Source organism: Rhodoferax sp. (assembly GCF_037143375.1).
Lineage (GTDB): Bacteria > Pseudomonadota > Gammaproteobacteria > Burkholderiales > Burkholderiaceae_C > Rhodoferax.
The window spans coordinates 1-1,538 of the sequence record NZ_JBAWYV010000313.1; the positions used below are offsets into that span (position 1 = coordinate 1).

General features: G+C 61.4%; 1 protein-coding gene. It reads right to left on the reverse strand.

The features are described 5' to 3' along the window. On the reverse strand, positions 1-1,538 hold a 1,538-nt coding region (locus WCG50_RS19350), incomplete at both ends, for a methylmalonyl-CoA mutase family protein (protein ID WP_336901223.1).

Sequence of the window (1,538 nt, forward strand, 5' to 3'; positions counted from 1 at the left end):
TGGCCCTGGTCTTCTTTCAGGATGTCGGCCTGCACCGTGCCGCGCACGTTTTCTTGCACCCATTCCTTGAGCTTGGCGAGTTCGGTGTCGGTCGGTTCACGGCCGTTTTCCAGTTTGAACTTGTCGATGTTCTGGTCAATGGCGGTGTTCATGAACATGGCCAAAATGCTGGGCGCCGGGCCGTTGATGGTCATGGAGACCGAGGTGGTCGGACTGCACAAATCAAAGCCGCTGTAGAGCACCTTCAAGTCGTCGATGGTGGCGACATTAACGCCTGAATTGCCCACTTTGCCGTAGATGTCGGGACGCAAATCGGGGTCGTTGCCATACAAGGTGACCGAGTCAAACGCGGTGGAAAGGCGCTTGGCCGCCATGCCTTCGGACACCAGTTTGAAGCGGCGGTTGGTGCGAAACGGGTCGCCTTCACCGGCGAACATACGGGTGGGGTCTTCGCCCTCGCGTTTGAACGCGAAGGTGCCGGCGGTGTACGGGTAGCTGCCGGGTACGTTGTCCAGCGTCAGCCATTTCAGGATTTCGCCATGGTCTTCATACTGTGGCAAGGCCACTTTGCGGATGGTGGTGCCGCTGAGTGATTTGCTGGTGAGCGCGGTGCGAATCTCTTTGTCGCGCATTTTGACGACGTAGACGTCACCGGCGTAGGCAGCCTGCATGGCGGGCCATTGGGCCAGCAGCTTCTTCTCTGCTGCGCCTAGATGTTCTTCGCGTTGTGCGGCAAGTGCCAGCACGGCTTCTTCCGCGGTGACCTGGCTGGCGCCGTCCAGATGCAGCATGCGACCGGATTCGCGCAGTTGCTGAATCTCGCGCGCCAGCTTGGCTTGGGCGCGGCCGCGCTTTTTGTAAGCACGCACGGTGTCGCTGATTTCAGCCAGGTAACGGGTGCGAGAGGCAGGCACCACGGGGGTCTGGTTGGTGCTGTGGCGCACGGTGACCACGGGCAGCAGTGAGGGCTGCAAGTTCAAGCCCAACGCGGCCAAACGCACGATCAGCGCCTGGTACAGCGCCGTGACGCCATCGTCGTTGAAGCGCGCGGCCATGGTGCCAAACACCGGCATCTGGTCGGCTGGGGTGGTCCAGGCTTCCTTGTTGCGTTGCACTTGCTTGGCCACATCGCGCAGGGCATCGAGCGAGCCTTTGCGGTCAAACTTGTTGATAGCGATGAACTCGGCAAAGTCGAGCATGTCGATTTTTTCCAGCTGGCTGGCGGCGCCAAACTCGGGCGTCATCACGTACAGCGGCACGTCCACATGCGGCACGATGGCTGCGTCGCCCTGGCCAATGCCGGAGGTTTCGACCACGATCAAGTCAAAGCCGGCCACCTTGCAGGCGGCAATCACGTCCGGCAGCGCGGCGCTGATCTCGGAACCGAAATCGCGGGTGGCGAGTGAGCGCATGAACACGCGGGGGCCTTGGCTCCACGGGTTGATGGCGTTCATGCGGATACGGTCGCCCAACAAGGCGCCACCACTCTTGCGGCGTGACGGGTCGATGCTGATGACGGCCACGCGCAAGTTGTCGTT